Below are 16,756 nucleotides of genomic sequence, written 5' to 3' on the forward strand. Positions count from 1 at the left end.
CCCGCCCGTTGCCGACGAGCCGGGACGCCGCCGCCGGCGACAACCGGCAGTGCCCCCGCAGCCAGGAGGCCATCGACCGCTGCCCGTCGCGCTCCGGGGCCTGGGCCAGCTCCGCCGCCCGCACCCGGCGGGCCAGGGCGGCGTCGATGCGGTTGCGTTCGGCGACCAGCGCGGCGACGTCGTCGAGCACATCACCGTCCCGCCACTCACTCGAACACATGATCGAAGAATATCCGAACGGAGGCCCTCTCGCGACCCGTATCCGCAGGTCAGAAGTCTGTCCACAGATCCACGGACGGCCTTGACGGACGCACTCAGGGCACCGGGGACTCCACCGGGACCGGCGCCGGGGCGTTGCGCCGCGTGGCGAGCACGCAGCCCACGAGGACCAGCGGCAGCCCCACCGCCAGACCGAGGGTGAACGGCTCGTCGAGCAGCAGCACCCCGGCGACGACAGCGACCGCCGGGTTGACGAACGTGATCACCAGCGCCCGCTGCGGGCCGGCCTCGCGGATGAGCGAGAAGAACAGCACCAGTGCCAGCGCCGTGCAGACGACGCCCAGCGCCGCCAGTGACCCGAGCGCCTCGGGCGACGCCGTCGTCAGCTCGCCGAGCCGGGGCAGCGCGAACGGCGCGTAGACCACCGCGGTGACCACCAGCGCGACCGCGCTGACCGTCACCCCGGAGAGGTCGCCGAGCGCGCGGCTGGCCACCAGCGGTGCCGTCCCGTACCCGATGACGACGAGGACGACGGCCAGCACCGGCAGCAGCGCGATGCCCTCGACGTCGAACCCGAGCAGCGCGGCGATGCCGAGGACGCCGAGCCCCATGCCCGCCAGCCGGACCGGGGTCAGCCGCTCCTCGTCGCCGAGCAACCGAGCGGCCAGCGCGGCGACGAACGGCACCGACGCCACCAGCAGCCCGGTCAGCGAGCTCGACAGCGTCACCTCGGCGTAGGACAGCAGCAACCACGGCGCGGTCATCTCCAGCACGGTGAACAGCAGCAGCGCCCGCCAGTGCCGCAGCGCCGACCGGACCTGCCCGCGCGCCAGCACCCAGGGCAGCAGCAGCGCCGCCCCGACGGCGCACCGAGCGAAGACGAGGACGACCGGCGACACCTCGTCGACGGCGACCTTGATCAGCAGGTACGGCACGCCCCAGATGACCGACATCGCCAGGAACAGCACCCACCCGCGACGACTCACCGCGACATCCTCACCGATGCGGCGGACGTTCCCGTTGCCATCCCCGCCGACCGGCGCTGGACTCGGTGCCGTGGACCCCGGTCAGCGCTTCGGCCTCCTGGTGGAGGCCCTCGCCACCCGCCCCGGTGTCGGCCCGCCGGGCGCGGGCGGGCGGACCGGCTTCGGCTCGGCCGCGCTCACCGTCGACGGGTCGATCTTCGCGATGGTCGTCGGCGGCGCGCTGGTGTTCAAGCTGCCGCGGCACCGCGTCGAGGGCCTGGTGGCGGCCGGCACGGGGCTGCCGTTCGCGGCGGCGAACGGCACCCCGATGCGGGAGTGGGTCGCCCTCGACCACGGCACGCCGGAGTCCGACCTGGCCGTGGCCGAGGAGGCCATGGCGTTCGTGGCCTCGCGCCGGCGCACCTAGGGAGGCGCCCCCGGACGGGGGTCAGGTCACCGGCCAGGCCACCTCCACGTGCGGCTCGTCGGGGCCCACGTCGCGGGCGGACAGGTAGACCTCCGCCGGGCTGCCCGCGCGCTCCAGGCCCCGCGCGTCCACCCAGGCACCGACGGCGTCGTAGGCCCGCAGGATGCCGGGGAACTCCGCCTGCCCGCGGGACAGGCAGGTGACCGCCTCCCGCCCGGCCGGCTGCAGCCGGATCCGCAGGTCACCGGCCGGCTCGACCCGGCCGGTGAACGGGCGCACCACCTCCACCGGGCCGTCGCCGTCCTCGGTGACCATGCCGTGGTAGACCACCCGCAGCGGGCCGGCGGGCACCGCGCCCGACCGCGCCAGGTGCGCGTCGATCTCCTCCCCCGCCCCGGTGATGAAGCCCTCGAGCTCGTCCACGGTCAGCCGCCGCTCGGCGGTCAGCACCGGTTGCTCGGCCACCTCGCGCAGGTACACCTCGTGCACGTCGTCCTCCTCGTCGTCCGGTCCCACGGTCAGGGCGGACACCCACGTCCGGCGCTGCCGGAGGTCCTCCTCCACGCCGTCCCACCACCGCGCCACCGCCGCCCGCCGGGCCGCCGGCTCCAGGTCGACGACGTCCCGGACCCGCGCCAGCGGCATGCCGGCGCGGCGCAGGGCGGCGATGAGGCGCGCCCGGTCGACCTGGCCGGCCGCGTAGCCGCGGTGGCCGGTCCAGGGGTCGACGGCGTCGGGCACCAGCAGCCCCTGCTCGGCGTAGAGCCGCAGCGCCTTGGCCGACAGCCGGGTGCGGCGCAGGAACTCCCCGGGCCGCAGCAGGTCTCCGCTCACGGACCCGAGCCTGCGGCATGCCCCAGGGGCCGGGTCCAGCCGGAGCTCCCGGTTTCCCGCCGGGACCGGGCGGGCAGCGCGGGGGCACCTGCGACGACGGGAGGCCCCGTGGCCGACGCACTCCCCCGCCCCCCGGCCCGCCGGCGGCTGCTGGTGTCCGGCCTGCTGCTGGGGCTGGGCACCGCCGGCGCGGTCGACGAGATCGTCTTCCACCAGCTGCTGCACTGGCACCACTTCTACGACCGGGCCAGCGGCGCGGCCGGCCTGGTCTCCGACGGCGTGCTGCACGCCGGCACGTTCTCCGCCGCGGTCGCCGGCATGGCGCTGCTGGCCGACGCCCGCCGCCGCGGCCCGTTCCTGCCGGCGCTGTGGTGGGGCGCGGTGCTCACCGGCGCCGGCGCGTTCCAGGTGTGGGACGGCGTGGTCCACCACAAGCTGCTGCGCCTGCACCAGGTCCGCTACGGCGTCGACCCGACCGGCTACGACGTCGGCTGGATCGTCCCCGGGGCCCTCCTGCTCGGAGCCGGGCTGGTCCTGCTGCTGCGCCGCCGGGCCCGGCCCGCGCCCGCGCCCGCGCCCGCGCGATGACCGTCACGGTCCTGCTGCTGGCGGCCGCCTACGTCGCCGCCACCTGGCGCTGCCGCAGCCCCTGGCCGCTGGCCCGCACGGCGGCCTGGCTGGCCGGCGTGGCGACCGCCGCCGTCGCCGTCGCCGGGCCGCTGGCGGCGCACGGCGACCTGCGCGCGCACATGGCCGGGCACCTGCTGCTGGGCATGGTGGCGCCCCTGCTCCTGGTGCTCGGCGCCCCGGTCACGCTGGCGCTGCGGGCGCTGTCGGTCCCGGCCGCCCGCCGGGTGAGCCGGGTGCTGCGCACCGCCCCGCTGCGGTGGCTAGCCGACCCGCTCGTCGCCGTCCCGCTCCACGCCGCGGGGCTGTGGGTGCTCTACGGCACCGGCCTGCACGCCGCCGTCGGGCACGCACCGGGGTGGTCGGCGCTCGTCAGCGCCCACGTGCTGGTCAGCGGGTACCTCGCCACCGCCGCCGTGCTCGCCGTCGACCCCGCACCGCACCGCCGCGGCGTGGGCGTCCGGGCCGGGGCGCTGGCCGCCGGCGCCGCGGCGCACGACGTGCTCGCCAAGGTGCTCTACGCCCACCCGCCGGCCGGCGTCACCGGCGCCGAGGAGGGCGCGCGGTTGATGTACGACGGCGGCACGGTGGTCACCCTGGTCACCGCGGCGGTGCTGTGGCGCCGCTGGTACACCGGCCGGGAGGCGTTGCGGGCCGCGGCTCAGCCCGCGCCGGCGGCGTCCGGGGCGGCGTCGGTGGCGGCACCGGAGGCGGCGTAGCGGGCGAAGCGGCGCAGCGAGAGCCGGAACCCGAGGACGACGAACGGCTTCACCAGCGGCCAGCCCAGCCGCCCGAGGATCCCGAACGGCAGGTACAGCCGCTCGGTCCAGACCAGGTCCGTGCCGTGCGGAGCGGGCGTGAGGTCGAAGATCCCGGGGCCGCGCACGATCCGGCCGGTGTGCTGGACGACCACGTGGCGCGGGGGGTCCCACTCGGTGACGACCATCGTGTCGAGGACGCCCAGGTGCCGGACGGCGCCGTGCCGGCCGCGCCGCCACGGCAGCGGGACGCCGGTGCGCGCGGCCAGCCGCACGCCGATGCCCTCCTCGTGCGCGGTGACCACCTCGACGTCGGTGGCCGGCATCCAGCGGCCCTGGGCCGGCCAGTCGGTGAGCACCGCCCACACCCGCTCCGGCGGGGCCGCCACCGCGACCGGCAGCACCAGCTCAGGCACCGTTGCGCACCTCCTCGTCCACGGACGGTCCTTCGTCGCCGGGCCCGCCGCCGGATGCGCCGTCGGCCGGCGACGGGAGGCCGGGGTCGGTGTCGGCGTCGGCGGCCGGCGCCGGCCGGCGGTCGCGGAGCGCGGCGATCACCTCGTCGCGCTCCTCGATCGCCTGGGCGAGCTGCTCGAGCAGCCAGTCCACCTCGCTCATCCGGTAGCCGCGCACCGCCACCGACACCTGCAGCGCCCGCACGTCGGCGCCGGTCACCGGGCGGTCGTCGGGCAGCTCGACCGGCGAGCGGTCCAGCTCGGCCGGCGGCTGGGTCTCCCCGCGCCCCAGCAGCAGCGAGCCGCCGAGGAACAGCAGCGCCCCGACGACGGCGACCGCGGCGACCCCGACGAGGGCGGACAGCACCGGCGCCCTCAGCCCTCGACCGGCTCGACCGGCGGGCTCAGCGGGGCGCGCATCCCGCCGCCGCCGTCCCCTCCCGCGCGGGCGGTCTCCGCGTCCCGGATGCGCGAGAGCACCTCGTCGACGTCGTCGGTGACGGTGAACAGGTCGAGGTCGCGGGCGCTGATGGTGCCCGACTCCAGCAGGCTGCCGCGGATCCAGTCGACCAGCCCGCCCCAGTACTCCGTGCCGAAGAGCACCACCGGGAACCGGGTGACCTTGCGGGTCTGGACCAGCGTGAGCGCCTCGAACAGCTCGTCGAGCGTGCCGAAGCCGCCGGGGAGGATGACGAAGGCCTGCGCGTACTTCACGAACATCGTCTTGCGGACGAAGAAGTAGCGGAAGCTGATGCCGACGTCGACCCACTCGTTGAGCTCCTGCTCGAACGGCAGCTCGATGCCCAGCCCCACCGACAGCCCACCGGCCTCCGACGCGCCGCGGTTGGCCGCCTCCATGGCGCCGGGCCCGCCGCCGGTGATGACGGCGTAGCCGGCCTGCGCCAGGGCCGCGCCGATGCGCACGCCGGCGGCGTAGTGCGGGTGGTCGGGCTTGGTGCGGGCGCTGCCGAACACGCTGACCGCCCGCGGCAGCTCGGCGAGCAGGCCGAAGCCCTCGACGAACTCGCTCTGGATGCGCAGCACCCGCCACGGGTCGGTGTGCACCCAGTCGGTCGGTCCGCGCCGGTCGAGCAGCCGCTGGTCGGTCGTCGTCCCGACCGTCTGGGGGTCCGGCTCGCCGCCGCGCAGCAGGACCGGCCCGCGGTGGCGGGTCGGCCGGGGCCGGCGCGCGCCGTCGGGCGGAGGGGTGGTCGTCATGCGCTGTCTCCGGACAGGTAGGCGGTCAGGGCGTCCTCGGCCGGCTGCAGCCGCTCGACCAGGACGGACTCCTCGCGGGTGTGCGCGAGCTGCGGGTCGCCGGGGCCGTAGTTCACCGCCGGGATGCCCAGCGCGGCGAACCGGGCGACGTCGGTCCAGCCGAGCTTGGCCCGCGCGGGGCGGCCGACGGCGGCGACGAAGGCCGCGGCCGCGGGCTCGGTGAGCCCGGGCGGGGCGCCGCCGGCGTTGTCGGTGACGGTCAGCGTGACCCCGGCGGCCAGCGCGTCGGCGAACACCTCGCGCACGTGCGCCTCGGCGGCGTCCTCGTCCCGGTCGGGCGCGTAGCGGAAGTTGACGGTGACCCGGCACAGGTCGGGGACGACGTTGCCGGCGACCCCGCCCTCGACGCGGACGGCGTTGAGGCCCTCGCGGTAGGTGCAGCCGTCGATCTCCACCTCGCGCGCCTCGTAGGCGGCCAGCGTGGCGAGGACGCCCGCGGCGCCGTGGATCGCGTTGACGCCCAGCCAGCTGCGCGCCGAGTGGGCCCGGTGGCCGCGGACCTCGAGCTCGGCGCGCAGCGTGCCCTGGCAGCCGGCCTCGATCTCGCCGTCGGTGGGCTCGAGCAGGACGGCGAGGTCGCCGTAGAGCCAGCCGCGCCGCTCGCGGACCACCCGGCCCAGCCCGCTCTTGACCGACTCGACCTCCTCGTTGTCGTAGAAGACGAACGTGAGGTCGTGCGCGGGCTGCGCGCCGGGGACGCCGAAGCGGCCGGCCAGCCGCAGCACGACCGCGTCGCCGGACTTCATGTCGCTGGTGCCGCAGCCGAACAGCCGGCCGTCCTCGAGCCGGCTGGGCACGTTGTCGGCGATCGGGACGGTGTCGAGGTGCCCGGCCAGCACGATGCGGGTGTCGCGGCCGAGCGTGGTGCGGGCGAGCACGGTGTCGCCGACCCGCTCGACCTCCAGGCCGCCCAGCGCCCGCAGCGCGGCCTCGACGGCGTCGGCCAGCGCGCGCTCGTCCCCGGACACCGAGGGGGTGTCGACCAGCGCGCGGGTGAGGGTCAGCACGTCGGCGGAGAGGTCGAGGTCGGGCCGACTGGTCACGGTGCCCGAGCCTACGGCCGGGGAGCCCCGGACCGCGGCACGGCGCCGGGCGGAGCGCTCGAGCCCCGCACGACCACCTCGGTCGGCAGGGTCGCCGGCTCCGGGTCCTCGCCGGCCAGCAGCGCCAGCAGCTGCTCGCCGGCCAGGAGCCCCTTGTCGCGCAGCGGCTGGCGCACGGTGGTCAGCCCGGCGCGCGCGGCGGCCGGGGTGTCGTCGAAGCCGGTCACCGTCAGGTCGCCGGGCACGGCCAGCCCGGCGTCCGCGGCCGCCTGGACGACGCCCAGCGCCAGCTCGTCGCTCATCGCCAGCACCGCCGTCGGCCGGCCGGGGAGGAGCCCGGGCAGGGCGCGGACGCCCTCGGCGTGCGTGTTGTGCGGGCACTCGTGCACCGGCACCTCGGCCCAGTCGAGCCCGGCCGCCTCGACCGCGGCGCGGTACCCGGCCAGCCGCTGGCGGGTGACGGTGAACGTGGCGTGCCGCTGCCGGTCGGCGTCGGCCGGTCCCCACCTCCCGTCGGCGGCCAGCTCGAAGGCGACCACCGCCAGCCGCCGGTGGCCCAGGCCCAGCACGTGCTCGGCGACCGCCCGCGCGCCGGCGGCGTCGTCGACCCGGACCCCGGGGACGCCGGGCAGGTCGGGCTGGTCGACGGTCACCAGCGGCAGCCCGCGCTCGCGGACGGCGGCCAGCGCGGGGTCGCCGTCGGGCAGGGAGTAGGCGACGACGGCGTCCACGACGGCCGAGCGCACCGCCTCCGGTGGCGGCCCGCCGCCGGTGCGGGCGCCGGGCAGGACGAGCAGCGCGAGGCCCTCGTCCTCGACCGCCTCGGCCAGCCCGTCGAGGAAGACCGCGGCGGCGGGGTCGCTGAACGCGTATCCGAGCCGGTCACCGAGCAGCACGCCCAGCGAGCCGGACCGGCCGCGGCGCAGCGCGCTGCCCGCCGGGCTCGGCCCGGGGTAGCCGATCCGGGCCGCGGTGGCCAGCACCCGCTCCCGCACCTCGGCGCTGAGCTGGTCGGGCCGGTTGTAGGCGTTCGACGCCGTCGAGCGGCTGACCCCGGCGGCGGCCGCGAGGTCGCGCAGGGTCGGTCGTCGTGGCACGGCGGCAGGCTACGGCCTACGCTGGCGCCATGGTTCTGGATCGATCCAGAGAGCAGGTCGCCGGCGCCCGCGCGGCCGTCTCCGCCGTCTTCTTCCTCAACGGCGTCGTGTTCGCCAACTGGGTCACCCGGATCCCCGCGGTGAGCGACCGCACCGGCGCGACACCCGGCGCGCTCGGCCTGGCGCTGCTGTGCATCGCCGTCGGCTCGATCCTCGCCATGTCCCTGGCCGGGCGGGCGGTCGACCGCTACGGGTCGGCCCGGGTCACCGTGGTCACCGGCCTGGCGACGGCGGCCGCGGTGACCCTGCCGGGGCAGGTCACCGACGTCGTCGCGCTCGGGGCGGTGCTGTTCGTCTACGGCGCCGTCTTCGGCGTCCTCGACGTCGCGATGAACGTCGGCGCCGTCCAGGTCGTGCGCAGCTCGGGGCGCCCGCTGATGCCCTCGTTCCACGCCGCGTTCAGCCTCGGCGGGCTGGCCGGCGCCGGCACCGGGGCCCTCGCCGCCGGGGCCGGGATCTCGCCGGCGGTGCACCTGGGCCTGGTCGGCGCGGTGGCCGCCGCCGGCGTCGTTGCCGTGGCCTCCCGGCTGCCGGCCGACGAGCCCGAGGAGCGCCCGGAGGGGTCCGCCGGCGGCAGCGCCTGGCGGCACCGCGGGATCTGGGTCTTCGGCCTGATCGCGCTCTTCGCCGCCTTCAGCGAGGGCGCCATGGCCGACTGGACGGCGCTGTTCCTCCGCGACGAGGCCGGCGCCGGCGACGGCGTGGCCGCGCTGGGCTACGCCGCCTTCGCGCTGAGCATGACCGTGGCCCGCCTGGCCGGGGAGTGGCTGCTCGCGCGGGTCGGGCGGGCCCGCGCGCTGGCCGGCTCGGGGGTCCTGGCCACCGCCGGCGTGCTGCTCGCGGTCGGGGCGGCCAGCCCCACGGCGGCGCTGGTCGGCTTCGGCCTGACCGGGCTGGGCCTGGCCACCGCGTTCCCGGTCGCGATGCAGGGCGGCGCCGAGGTGGTCCCCGGTGGCCGCGGGGTGTCGGCGGTGTCGGTGATCGGCTACGCGGGGTTCCTCGCCGGGCCGCCGCTGATCGGCCTGCTCGCCGAGGTCGTCACGCTGCGGTGGGCGCTGGCCAGCGTGGCGGTGCTCAGCCTGCTCGGCGCCGTCGTCGGCGCCCGGGCCCCGCGGCCCCCGGTCGCGGCGGGGGACACGGCGGCCCGGCAGCCGGCGGAGTGCGCTCGGTAGCGTCGGGCGCGTGACCGCTCCCGCCCGCTCCGCCGTCGCCGCCGGTCTCGCGACCGTCACCACCTCCGGCACCGTCCTCGACACCTGGTACCCCGCGCCCGCGCTGGGCGGCGAGGGGCCGTCGGGCACGCAGCAGCTGGGCACCCTGGAGCTGGAGGGAGAGCTCGGCCCGGAGTTCTCGGGGCTGGTGCGCACCGACGACGCCCGCGGCGTGCAGGTGGTCGGCGTCCGGACCACCATCGCCGACCTCACCGCCCCGCCGGCCGACACCCACGACGTCTACCTGCGGCTGCACCTGCTCTCGCACCGGCTGGTCCGGCCGCACGAGGTCAACACCGACGGCGTCTTCGGGCTGCTGGCCAACGTCGCCTGGACCAGCGCCGGGCCGGTGCTGGCCACCGAGCTCACCCCGGCCCGCCGCGCGCTGCTGCGGGCCGCCCACGGCAGCCTCACCGTGCTGGCGGTGGACAAGTTCCCCCGGATGGTCGACTACGTCCTCCCGCCGGGCGTGCGGGTGGCCGACGCCGACCGGGTCCGGCTGGGCGCGCACCTGGCCGAGGGGACGACGGTCATGCACGAGGGCTTCGTCAACTACAACGCCGGCACGCTGGGCCCGTCGATGGTCGAGGGGCGGATCAGCGCGGGCGTCGTCGTCGGTGCCGACAGCGACGTCGGCGGGGGCGCGTCGATCATGGGGACGCTGTCCGGGGGCGGCAAGGAGGTCGTGTCCATCGGCCGCGGCTGCCTGCTCGGCGCCAACGCCGGCATCGGCATCTCCCTGGGCGACGACTGCGTCGTCGAGGCCGGCTGCTACGTCACCGCCGGCTCGCGGGTGACCCTGCCCGACGGCTCGGTGGTCAAGGCCCGCGAGCTCTCCGGCCGTGACGGCCTGCTGTTCCGCCGCAACAGCGTCACCGGCGCGCTCGAGGCGCTGCCCCGCACGGGCACCTGGGGCGAGCTCAACGCGGCGCTGCACGCCAACGACTGACTCGGCAAAGGAAGCTTCCCCCACGTCCGGGCCCCACAGACGTGGGGAGAGCTTCCTATGCCTGGTGGGTCAGGCCCGGCCGAGGGTAACGCGGACGTCCTGGTCGAAGCCGATCCGCCCGTCGTCGTGGCGGCAGCGTCGCACGCGCCGGTACGCCTCCGCCCGGACGGCGTCGCGCTCGCCCTCGGGCACCAGCTCCCAGAAGCCCCGCTGCCCGACCGACCACGACCAGGTGTGCCAGTGGTCCTCGTCGGTGAAGCGCACCGGCACGGTCAGGTGGGTCGTGCGCGGGTCCGCGAAGCCGGCGCCGCGCAGCAGGTCCTCGACGCCGGCGTCGGAGGCGAAGGGCCCGCTGGCGCCGCTCGTGCGCGCATCCCGCAGCTGCGGCGGCAGGTACGGGGCGAAGACCGCGTCGACGTCGCGCCACGCCTCGTCGTAGGGACCGAACGTCGTCACCCCGACCCGGCCGCCGTCGACGAGCAGCGCCCGCCACGCCCGCAGCGCCGCCGCGGGGTCGGGCAGGAAGAACAGCACCAGCGACGAGGCGACGACGTCGTAGGGGCCGCCTCCGGGGTCCTCGGCGTCGGCGATCCGCACGTCGGCCGGGACCCCGGTCGCCTCAGCCGCGGCCCGCGCCCGCTCGACCATCCCCGGCGCCAGGTCCACACCCGTCACCGACCCGGTCGGGCCCACCCGCGCCGCGGCGCGCAGCAGCACCGCTCCCCGCCCGCAGCCGACGTCGAGGACCCGCTCCCCCGGCCGGGGGTCGAGCTCGGTGACCAGCCGCTCGGCGATCGGGCCGAACATCTCGACACCCACCGCGTCGTACGTCGGTGCCGCCCGGTCGAAGACCCCGGCGACGCGCTCCCGCATCCCGTCCATGCGCCCTCCCGCGGGGATCGTCCCCCCGGGAGCCGCGCGGGTGGGGCGTTCGCGTCCCCGCCTCAGGCGAGGTCGGCGGGCGCCGTCGCGTCGAGGTGCTCGAGCAGCGCGACGGCGAACTCGTGTGGCCGCTCGACGTGCGGCGAGTGCCCGACGCCGGGCAGCACGACCTCCCGGTAGGCGCCGCCCGCGGCCGCGTACCGGTCGAGCACCGCGCGGGTCTGGGTGACCATCGGCTGCGGCGGGCAGACCTCGGCGCCGGGCCAGCCGGGCACCGCGCCCAGCTGCCCGAGGAACGCCAGGTCGAACGCCGAGGTGTCGGAGACGATCGCGTCGGCGTCGCCGCGCACCCACAGCACCGGCGGCCGGACCGGCGAGTCGACGATCCCCGAGACGTCGAAGACCGTCGGCGCCATCGTGTTGAGCACCCCGCGGCGTCCCGGCGCCGTCCCGGGCCACGTGTCGCTGGCGACCGCGTCGCCCGGGTAGTGGTCCTCACCGGTGCGGGTGGACAGCATCGCGGCGACGAACACGTCCTCGAGGGCCGGGTCCAGCGGCAGCGAGCCCGGCGCCACGTAGAACGCGCGCAGGATCGACCGGGGGCTGGTCGGCGCGGCGTCGGAGCGATCGCCGGCGGCCAGCGCCGCCACGAACTCCGGGTTGGCCGCTCCCCCGCCCGAGCCCGCGCCGTCGACACCGAGCCGGCGGCCCTCCGGCCCGGCGGTCCCGCCGAAGCCGAACGGCGACACCGGCGCGACCAGCGTCACCGAGGCCACCCGCGACGGCGCGTCGAGCAGGTGCTGCAGGACGACGCCGGCGCCCATGCTCCAGCCGACCAGGTGCACCCGGTCCAGGCCCAGCGCGTCCACGAGCGCGGCCAGGTCGTCGGACCAGTCGCGCACGCCGCGGCCGGCGTCGATCGGCAGCGGGTCGGTGTCGCCGTAGCCGCGCAGGTCGACGGCGAGCGCGCGGTGCCGGCCGGTCTCGTGCAGCGTCCGCAGCGTCGGCTGCCAGAACAGCGCCGAGCTCACGTTGCCGTGCACGAACAGGACCGCCTCGCCCGGCCCGGCGGGGTCGGTGCCCTCCGGGTGCAGCACGTTCTGCACCAGGCGCGCGGTGGGGACCCGGGTGGCGGTGACCCCGGGGAGCAGGACGTCGGCCATGGCGGTACTCCTCGAGGTGTCGGGCGGCGGGCACACGCTAGCGGGCCCGCCGGGGCGCCTCGCCGGTCCGCGGACCTCCGGTCACCCGTCCGGGGGCCGACCTAGAGTCGACGGCGATGACCAGCGCACGGACCGGCACGCGCCCCGCCGCCCGCCGACCCGCGGCGAAGCGGACCCCGGCGCGGAACCCGGCGCGGCGCCCCGCGGGCAAGGGGACCCCGGCCCGGCGGCGGCGGTCGGCCGGCCCGTGGGCGCTGCGCCACTGGTGGCCGGCGATGGTCCTGGGGATCGCGATGGTCCTGGCCCTCGCCTGGCGGGCCGACGGCTCGCAGGACCCGGTGCCGACCGGGCTGTGCACCGTGCCGTCGACCTCGGTGACCCTCTCGGCGGAGCAGTGGGCCAACGCGCAGACCATCGCCGACGTCGCCCGTGAACGGGGGCTGCCCGAGCGGGCCACCGTCATCGCGCTGGCGACGGCGATGCAGGAGTCGACGCTGCGCAACCTCGACCACGGGGACCGCGACTCCCTCGGCCTGTTCCAGCAGCGGCCGTCGCAGGGCTGGGGGACGCCGGCGCAGGTGCAGGACCCGGCCTACGCCGCGGGGAGGTTCTACGACGGCCTGGTGCAGGTCCCCGGCTGGGAGACGATGCGCCTGACCGACGCCGCGCAGTGGGTCCAGCGCTCCGGGTTCCCGGAGGCCTACCAGAAGCACCAGGACCTGGCGGTCGCCCTGACCGCGGCGCTCGCCCGTGCGGAGGGTCCCTGCGGCTGACCGGTCAGTACACCCGGTTGCGGCCCTTGCCGTGGAGCTCGGGCCGGTCGAAGGTGACCGGCACCCCGGCGGCGCCGGCGAGGCTGCGGCCGCGGTGCAGGCGCGCCTCGAGGGCGACGAGCGCGACGAGAGCGAGGACGGGGACGAGCAGGAAGACGACGAGGGTCACGGCGGGCCTCCGCGGTGGGGCCGGGCGGGCTGCCCGGCGGCTGGGACCACCGTGGCCCGAGGGGCTTGCGACCCTCTGGCGGCCGACCGGCGCCCACTTGCGGGCCACTAGTGGGGCCCGCGGCCGCTACGCGGTCAGGCGGGCGACGGCGGCGTCGATGCGCTCGTCGCTGGCGGTCAGCGCCATCCGCACGTGCCGGGCCCCGGCCGGGCCGTAGAAGGAGCCGGGCGCCGGGACGATGCCCAGGCCCGCCAGCCAGTCGACCGTCGTCCAGCAGTCCTCGTCGCGGGTGACCCACAGGTAGAGGCCGGCCTCGGAGTGGTCGATCCGGGCGCCGGTGGCGCGGACCGCCGCGGCCAGCCGCTCCCGGCGGCGGCGGTACCGCTCGCGCTGGGCGTCGACGTGGGCGTCGTCGTCGAGGGCGGCGGTCATGGCCGCCTGCACCGGGCCCGGCACCAGCAGGCCGAGGTGGCGGCGCACCTCCCAGATCCGCCGGACCAGCAGCGGGTCCCCGGAGAGCAGCCCGGCGCGGTAGCCGGCCGCCGTCGACTGCTTGGACAGCGAGTGCACCGCGAGCAGGCCGGTGTGGTCCTCACCGGCGACGGCGGGGTGCAGCAGCGAGCGCGGCTGCACGTCCCAGCCGAGGGTGGCGTAGCACTCGTCGGCGACCACCGGCACGCCGTGCGCCCGGCCCCACGCCGCCCAGGCGCGCAGCTCGTCGTCGGACAGCACCCGGCCGTGCGGGTTGCCCGGGGAGTTCAGCCACACCAGGACGACCCCGGCGGCGTCGTCGGGCGGGGTGTCGGTGCGGCGCACCGCCAGCCCGGCCAGGACCGCGCCGACCTCGTAGGTCGGGTAGGCGACCTCCGGGATGACCATCGTGCCCTCGTGCAGCCCGAGCAGGGTGGGCAGCAGCGCCACGAGCTCCTTGGAGCCGATCGTGGGCACCACCGACGGGTCGGCGCCGAGCGGGTCGGCCAGGGTCACCCCGAGGCGGCGCTGCAGCCACCCGGCCGCGGCGGTGCGCAGCTCCCGGGTGCCCAGGGCCATGGGGTAGCCCGGGGAGTCCCCCGCCGCGGCCAGCGCGGTGCGCAGGAGGTCGGGGGTGGGGTCGACCGGCGTCCCGATGGACAGGTCGACCAGCCCGCCCGGGTGCTGCGCCGCCCGGGCGCGGGCGGCCTCGAGGCTGTCCCAGGGGAAGTCGGGCAGCCGGCCGGCCACCCGCCCCGCCGCCGTGGTGGTCAGTGTCCCTCGCCCTGCGGCGGCAGGGCCGCCACCAGCGGGTGGTCCTTCCCGACCCGGCCGGTCTTGGCCGCGCCGCCGGGGCTGCCCAGGTCGGAGAAGAACTCCACGTTGGCGTTGTAGAAGTCCTTCCACTTGTCGGGGACGTCGTCCTCGTAGTAGATGGCCTCCACCGGGCAGACGGGCTCGCAGGCACCGCAGTCGACGCACTCGTCGGGGTGGATGTAGAGCATCCGGTCGCCCTCGTAGATGCAGTCCACCGGACACTCGTCGATGCACGCCTTGTCGAGGACGTCGACGCAGGCCTGGGTGATCACGTAGGTCACGGTGGGTCCTCCCGGGGGACGTGCGGGCAGCGCCCCGGCTCGCGGCCGGGCTCGCGCGTGTCGCCCGTCAGTATGGCCCCGTACCGCGGCCCCGGGCGCGACGGGTCGGGCGGTGCGACCCGGTCGGAGGACCCCCGCGGGCACCGCGCAGGATCGCCGGCATGGGACAGAGCCGCTCGCCGCTGGGGGTCGCCGAGCTCGAGCGCGTCGCGGCCCGCGGCTGGCGCGCGCCGGAGGAGGAGGCGCTGGGCGGGTGGCTGCTGCGCGCGGCCGGCGGGTTCACCGGCCGCGCCAACACCGCGCTGGTCACCGGCGACCCCGGGCGGCCGCTGGAGGAGGCGACGGACGCCGTCGGCGCCTGGTACCGTGCCCGCGGGCTGCGGCCGGGTGTGCAGCTGCCGGGCGTGGCGTCGCGCCCCGTCGACGCCGCCCTGGCCGCCGCCGGGTGGGAGCGCGGCGAGGACGTCCTCGTGCTGACCGCGCCGCTGGTCCCGGGCACCGCCGACGGCGTGCCGGTGGAGCTGGCGCCCGCCCCGGACGACGCCTGGCTGGCCGCCTACCGCGACGCGCCCCCGGTCGCCCGCGCGGTGCTCACCAACGCCTCGCAGGTCGTCTTCGCGGCGGTGCGCCCCGACCCGGGTGCCGGGCCGGTCGCCGTCGCCCGCGGGGTGGTGACCGACGACTGGCTGGGCGTCGGCGCGCTGACCGTGGCCGGGGAGCACCGCCGTCGCGGCCTGGCCACCACCCTCATGGGCGCGCTCACCCGGTGGGGCGCCGAGCGCGGGGCGCGCTGGGTGTACCTGCAGGTGGCGGTGTCGAACGCGCCGGCGCGGGCGCTGTACCGCCGCGCGGGGTACGTCGAGCACCACCGCTACCACTACCGCTGGGCGCCCGAGGACACGTGAGGGCGGGGGGTGGCCAGCACCCGGCCGACGGCGAGGGCGGCCCCCACCACGCCCAGGCCGAGGAAGGCGAGCGTGACGGTGCCCAGCCCGCCGGTGCCGACGGCGACCAGGTCGCCCTCGGGGCGGCGGGACGTGGCGGCCAGCGCGATGACCAGCCAGGTCACCGCCGGGAGGACGGCGACGACGCGCGAGCCGGTGAGCCGGTGGGTGAGCGTGACCAGCAGGGGGTTGCCGACGAGGGCGGCGAGGACCGACAGCGGCACCAGGACCCCGCCGACCCGCAGCGGCAGCCAGAACACCTGGACCAGAGCGAGCCACCCCGAGACGGCCACCGCCGCGACCGCCGCGGCGGCCAGCGTGGCGGCCCGCGTCATCCGGACAGGCCGGCGAACAGGTCGTCCTCCCAGCCGTTCGACGCGTCCCCGGCCGGCCCGCGCCGCCCGCGGACGAGCCGGTAGTACTCGACGCCGAGCACCTCCTGGCCGAGGTTGTTCGACAGCGCGAAGAAGGGCCCGTCGACGGTGATCTGGGTGGCGTGCGCGCGCATGGCCGCGTCCTTGGCGCCGGCGTGGGCCCGGCCGTCGACGGCGGCGGTGACCTGCTCGTCGGGGACGGCGAAGGGGATGTCGTCGACGTCGCCGAGCCGGTCGAACGGCGACTCCTCCCCCAGCGCGGCCATCGCCTCGGCGCCCTGCTGCAGCACCGAGCGCGGCACGCAGCACCAGTAGACCTTGGCGACGTCCCACGCCTCCCCGAGGTCGGGCCGGTAGCCGGGGTCGGCGGCGGCCTCGACGGCGGCCATCGCGACCCGGTGGGTCTGGATGTGGTCGGGGTGGCCGTAGCCGCCGTTCTCGTCGTAGGTGACGACGACCTGCGGCCGGACCTCCCGGACGACGGCGACCGCGGAGGCCACGGCCTCGTCGAGGTCGGCGTTCCAGAACGCCCGCGGGCGGGCGTTGGCCGGCGTGCCGATCATCCCGGAGTCCCGGTAGCGGCCGGGCCCGCCGAGGAAGCGCCAGTCGGTGACGCCCAGCGCGTCCATGGCCGCCCGCAGCTCGCCGATGCGGTACCCGCCGAGCTGGTCGGCGTGCTCGGGGCCGAGCAGCTCGAGCTCGGGGACGAGGACCTCGCCCTCCTCGCCCAGCGTGCAGGTGAGCAGCGTGACCCGGGCACCCTCGGCGACGTAGCGGGCCATGGTGGCGCCGTTGTTGATCGTCTCGTCGTCGGGGTGGGCGTGCACGAGCAGCAGGCGTCGGTCGGCGGTCACGAGGGGACATTCTCCCCCGGGCGCCGGGACGGGCGGTGGGACGGCCCGGGCGGCGTCCTCCCGCACCGCCGGGCGTCCTCCCTCACCGCAGACCGTGAGGGAGGAC

At 77.3% G+C, this 16,756-nt stretch carries 21 protein-coding genes and 1 pseudogene; 7 read left to right on the forward strand and 15 right to left on the reverse strand.

Annotation, left to right across the window (positions count from 1 at the left end):
• Both ACI780_RS09335 and ACI780_RS09340 read right to left on the reverse strand, forming a co-directional pair.
• A pseudogene (locus tag ACI780_RS09335) lies at positions 1-220 on the reverse strand (hypothetical protein); the annotation flags it as partial.
• A gap of 94 nt (positions 221-314) precedes the next feature.
• Positions 315-1,205, reverse strand: coding sequence for a DMT family transporter (locus tag ACI780_RS09340; protein WP_456869653.1), 891 nt, complete (start codon positions 1,203-1,205; stop codon positions 315-317).
• 70 nt (positions 1,206-1,275) lie between these two features.
• Here ACI780_RS09340 and ACI780_RS09345 point away from each other — a divergent pair, with 70 nt between their 5' ends.
• The gene (locus tag ACI780_RS09345) at positions 1,276-1,611 is read left to right on the forward strand and encodes a hypothetical protein (RefSeq protein WP_457002406.1); all 336 of its coding nucleotides are present in this window, start codon (positions 1,276-1,278) and stop codon (positions 1,609-1,611) included.
• A 21-nt stretch (positions 1,612-1,632) separates the two neighbouring features.
• On the opposite strand, the gene ACI780_RS09350 is transcribed toward ACI780_RS09345, so the two are convergent.
• Positions 1,633-2,445 carry a MerR family transcriptional regulator gene (locus ACI780_RS09350; protein WP_457002408.1) on the reverse strand — a complete coding sequence of 271 codons (813 nt, stop codon included), beginning with the start codon at positions 2,443-2,445 and terminating at the stop codon, positions 1,633-1,635.
• 108 nt (positions 2,446-2,553) lie between these two features.
• Between ACI780_RS09350 and ACI780_RS09355 the strand changes: the two genes are divergently transcribed.
• Together ACI780_RS09355 and ACI780_RS09360 are read left to right on the forward strand one after the other, a co-directional pair.
• Complete coding sequence (locus ACI780_RS09355; protein ID WP_457002410.1) at positions 2,554-3,033, forward strand: DUF2243 domain-containing protein; 480 nt, start codon at positions 2,554-2,556, stop codon at positions 3,031-3,033.
• Complete coding sequence (locus ACI780_RS09360) at positions 3,030-3,791, forward strand: cytochrome c oxidase assembly protein (protein ID WP_457002412.1); 762 nt, start codon at positions 3,030-3,032, stop codon at positions 3,789-3,791. Before ACI780_RS09355 ends, ACI780_RS09360 begins: the two co-directional genes overlap by 4 nt.
• Here the strand turns inward: ACI780_RS09360 and ACI780_RS09365 are convergent.
• The 5 genes from ACI780_RS09365 to ACI780_RS09385 are packed head-to-tail and all read right to left on the reverse strand — an operon-like array spanning position 3,734 to position 7,703.
• Positions 3,734-4,246 carry an SRPBCC family protein gene (locus ACI780_RS09365; protein WP_457002414.1) on the reverse strand — a complete coding sequence of 171 codons (513 nt, stop codon included), beginning with the start codon at positions 4,244-4,246 and terminating at the stop codon, positions 3,734-3,736. The genes ACI780_RS09360 and ACI780_RS09365 overlap by 58 nt on opposite strands.
• Entirely contained in the window at positions 4,239-4,652 is a 414-nt protein-coding gene (locus tag ACI780_RS09370) for a DivIVA domain-containing protein (RefSeq protein ID WP_457002416.1), read from the reverse strand. The genes ACI780_RS09365 and ACI780_RS09370 overlap by 8 nt, the downstream gene beginning before the upstream one ends.
• An 8-nt stretch (positions 4,653-4,660) precedes the next feature.
• Positions 4,661-5,503, reverse strand: coding sequence for an LOG family protein (locus ACI780_RS09375; RefSeq protein WP_456869646.1), 843 nt, complete (start codon positions 5,501-5,503; stop codon positions 4,661-4,663).
• The gene (gene dapE, locus ACI780_RS09380) at positions 5,500-6,606 is read right to left on the reverse strand and encodes a succinyl-diaminopimelate desuccinylase (RefSeq protein WP_456869645.1); all 1,107 of its coding nucleotides are present in this window, start codon (positions 6,604-6,606) and stop codon (positions 5,500-5,502) included. Before dapE ends, ACI780_RS09375 begins: the two co-directional genes overlap by 4 nt.
• A gap of 11 nt (positions 6,607-6,617) precedes the next feature.
• Positions 6,618-7,703, reverse strand: coding sequence for a LacI family DNA-binding transcriptional regulator (locus ACI780_RS09385; protein WP_457002419.1), 1,086 nt, complete (start codon positions 7,701-7,703; stop codon positions 6,618-6,620).
• 29 nt (positions 7,704-7,732) lie between these two features.
• Between ACI780_RS09385 and ACI780_RS09390 the strand changes: the two genes are divergently transcribed.
• Together ACI780_RS09390 and dapD are read left to right on the forward strand one after the other, a co-directional pair.
• Positions 7,733-8,935, forward strand: a complete 1,203-nt coding sequence (locus ACI780_RS09390) for an MFS transporter (protein WP_456869643.1) — start codon at positions 7,733-7,735, stop codon at positions 8,933-8,935.
• Positions 8,936-8,945: 10 nt separating this feature from the next.
• The gene (gene dapD / locus ACI780_RS09395) at positions 8,946-9,923 is read left to right on the forward strand and encodes a 2,3,4,5-tetrahydropyridine-2,6-dicarboxylate N-succinyltransferase (protein ID WP_456869642.1); all 978 of its coding nucleotides are present in this window, start codon (positions 8,946-8,948) and stop codon (positions 9,921-9,923) included.
• Between the two features lie 69 nt (positions 9,924-9,992).
• Here dapD and ACI780_RS09400 read toward each other — a convergent pair whose 3' ends face one another.
• Complete coding sequence (locus ACI780_RS09400) at positions 9,993-10,805, reverse strand: class I SAM-dependent methyltransferase (RefSeq protein WP_457002422.1); 813 nt, start codon at positions 10,803-10,805, stop codon at positions 9,993-9,995.
• Positions 10,806-10,867: 62 nt separating this feature from the next.
• A complete protein-coding gene (locus ACI780_RS09405; protein WP_457002424.1) occupies positions 10,868-11,968 on the reverse strand; it encodes an alpha/beta fold hydrolase in 1,101 nt (366 codons plus the stop codon).
• 116 nt (positions 11,969-12,084) lie between these two features.
• On the opposite strand from ACI780_RS09405, the gene ACI780_RS09410 reads away from it, so the two are divergent.
• A complete protein-coding gene (locus tag ACI780_RS09410) occupies positions 12,085-12,741 on the forward strand; it encodes a hypothetical protein (RefSeq protein WP_456869638.1) in 657 nt (218 codons plus the stop codon).
• A gap of 4 nt (positions 12,742-12,745) precedes the next feature.
• On the opposite strand, the gene ACI780_RS09415 is transcribed toward ACI780_RS09410, so the two are convergent.
• The 3 genes from ACI780_RS09415 to fdxA all read right to left on the reverse strand — a co-directional run bounded on the left by ACI780_RS09415 (position 12,746) and on the right by fdxA (position 14,478).
• Positions 12,746-12,910: a hypothetical protein gene (locus ACI780_RS09415; RefSeq protein WP_457002426.1), complete on the reverse strand. Its 165-nt coding sequence runs from the start codon at positions 12,908-12,910 to the stop codon at positions 12,746-12,748.
• 126 nt (positions 12,911-13,036) lie between these two features.
• The gene (dapC, locus tag ACI780_RS09420; RefSeq protein WP_457002429.1) at positions 13,037-14,131 is read right to left on the reverse strand and encodes a succinyldiaminopimelate transaminase; all 1,095 of its coding nucleotides are present in this window, start codon (positions 14,129-14,131) and stop codon (positions 13,037-13,039) included.
• 20 nt (positions 14,132-14,151) lie between these two features.
• Entirely contained in the window at positions 14,152-14,478 is a 327-nt protein-coding gene (gene fdxA / locus ACI780_RS09425; protein ID WP_089404596.1) for a ferredoxin, read from the reverse strand.
• A 161-nt stretch (positions 14,479-14,639) separates the two neighbouring features.
• On the opposite strand from fdxA, the gene ACI780_RS09430 reads away from it, so the two are divergent.
• Positions 14,640-15,383, forward strand: a complete 744-nt coding sequence (locus ACI780_RS09430) for a GNAT family N-acetyltransferase (RefSeq protein ID WP_457002431.1) — start codon at positions 14,640-14,642, stop codon at positions 15,381-15,383.
• Here the strand turns inward: ACI780_RS09430 and ACI780_RS09435 are convergent.
• Positions 15,356-15,757, reverse strand: coding sequence for a hypothetical protein (locus ACI780_RS09435; RefSeq protein WP_457002433.1), 402 nt, complete (start codon positions 15,755-15,757; stop codon positions 15,356-15,358). The two genes, ACI780_RS09430 and ACI780_RS09435, sit on opposite strands and share 28 nt — an antisense overlap.
• Complete coding sequence (gene mshB / locus ACI780_RS09440) at positions 15,754-16,650, reverse strand: N-acetyl-1-D-myo-inositol-2-amino-2-deoxy-alpha-D-glucopyranoside deacetylase (RefSeq protein ID WP_457002435.1); 897 nt, start codon at positions 16,648-16,650, stop codon at positions 15,754-15,756. The genes ACI780_RS09435 and mshB overlap by 4 nt, the downstream gene beginning before the upstream one ends.
• Between the last annotated feature and the right edge of the window lie 106 nt (positions 16,651-16,756).

Source organism: Geodermatophilus sp. SYSU D00814, assembly GCF_054050055.1.